This is a genomic window from Streptomyces sp. NPDC050619 (genome assembly GCF_040654815.1).
Taxonomy (GTDB): Bacteria; Actinomycetota; Actinomycetes; order Streptomycetales; family Streptomycetaceae; genus Streptomyces.
On sequence record NZ_JBFAIR010000124.1, the window covers coordinates 1 to 2,011 of the forward strand.

Genomic DNA, 2,011 nt, shown 5'->3' on the forward strand with positions numbered 1-2,011 from the left:
TCCATCCGCCACCCAGCACCCACACCCACCGGCGGCACCAGCACTCCGTCCGAGCCCATCCGCACCATCCGCGGCACCCACACCTGGCCGTTGCGGATCGCGGCCTGCTGGTCCTCGATGCCAGCGGCCGCCAGGCGGTAGGACGAAGGGTCGTCGTCGACGTCGACGAGGGCGAAGCGACCGGGGTGCTCGTTCATGGCGGAGCGCACCAGTCCCCAGGCGCCCGCGCCGCCGGCATCGGGTGTCTCTCCGTCCCGTACAGCCACGGCTCCCCTGGTCACGACCACCAACCGCGCGGTGGCGGAACGCTCCTCGGCGACCCACTCGCGGACGGCCGTCAGGACATCCGTCACCGCGGCCGTTCCCGCTCCACGGGGGACCGGGAGCAGGACGGTGTCCGGGACGTCGCCGTCGCAGGCGACGAGGGTGAGACCTGCCTCCTGCCATGATTCGACGGCGTCCGGCACGCGCAGGACCGTCACCGGGCCGGGGACCTCGGCGGTGGGCTCGACCGTACTCGGGGTCCACTCCACGCGGTAGAGGTGCTCCGGGCGCGTGGCGGGGCCCTGGGTGGTGAGCTGAGCGGTGGAGGCAGGGCGGAGAAGCAGCGACTCCACGTTGGCGACCGGGGCGCCGGTCGCGTCGGCGACCTGCAGGGCGTACGTGCCGGAGCCGCGCGGGATAATCCGGACGCGCACGAGGCTCGCACCGACGGCTTGGCAGGACACTCCGGTCCAAGCGAACGGCAGCAGGGGGCCGTGTTGTTCGTCGGCACGCAGGGCGAGGGCGTGCAGCACCGCGTCGAGCAGCGCCGGGTGCAGTCCGAAGGCGGTCGCCTCGGTGGCCACCTCTTCGGGCAACGCGGCCTCGACGTACAGTTCCTCGCCCCGGGTCCAGACCTGCCGCAGGCCACGGAACGCGCTGCCGTACCGCAGGCCCGTCTCGGCCAGCCGGTCGTAGAGCCCGGTCAGGTCGGCCGGTTCGGCGTCCGCCGGCGGCCAGGTCACCGGCTCGGCGGGCCCCTCGGGTGCCGTGCCGCCGCTCACCGCTCCCTCGGCGTGCAGGGTCCAGAGGGTGTCGTCCTCGACATCGTCCGGGCGGGCGTACAGACGCAGCGCGCGAGCACCCGTGTCGTCGGGGGCGTCGAGGGCGATCTGCATCTGGACGGCGCCGTGGCCCGGGAGGACCAGGGGGGCCTGGAGGGTGAGTTCGTCGATGCGGGCACAGTTGACGCGGTCGGCTGCCGCGAGGGCGAGTTCGACCAGCGCCGTACCCGGTACGACCACGGCCTCACCGACGATGTGGTCCGCGAGCCACGGGGCGACGTCCGTCGACAGCCTGGCGGTCAGCAGGACCGCGTCCGATCCGGCGACGGGGACGGCCGCGCCCAGCAGCGGGTGATCGGCGGCCCTGAGCCCGAGTCCGCGGGCGTTGCCGGCCGAGCCCGCGTCGCGCAGCCAGTACCGCTCGCGCTGGAACGCGTAGGTCGGCAGCGCCGTCCGTACGGCGCCGCTGCCTTCGAACACGGCCGGCCAGTGGACGGCGGTGCCGCGGACGTACAACTCGGCGACGGCGCGCAGTGCGCTCTCCGCCTCGGGCCGGTTCCCGCGCAGGACGGAGACGGCGAACGCCGGTTCCGCCACGGCCGACAGCACGGGGTCGGGGCCGAGTTCGAGGAGGCGTACGGCGCCGAGGTCGTCGACGGCCGTGCGTGCCGCGTCGCGGAAGCGGACGGCCTCGCGTATCTGGCGCACCCAGTAGTGGGGGGTGGTCCAGTCGTCGTCGCCGAGCGCGGCACCGGTCAGGGTGCTGACGGCGGGCAGCGTCGGGCGGTGGTAGGTGATCTGTTCGGCGATGGCGGTGAATTCGTCGAGCATCGGCTCCATGAACGGGGAGTGGAACGCGTGCGACACCCGCAGACGCGACACCCGGCGACCACGCTCACGCACGGCCGCCATGACACGCTCCACCCCCTCCTCCGCACCGGAGACCACCACGGCGCCCGGCCCGT

General features: G+C 73.9%; 1 protein-coding gene. It reads right to left on the reverse strand.

Annotated features, from left to right (window positions below; translation table 11 throughout):
- On the reverse strand, positions 1 to 1,958 hold a 1,958-nt coding region (locus AB0I77_RS53400; RefSeq protein ID WP_363290305.1), incomplete at its 3' end, for a polyketide synthase dehydratase domain-containing protein.
- Positions 1,959 to 2,011 lie beyond the last annotated feature (53 nt).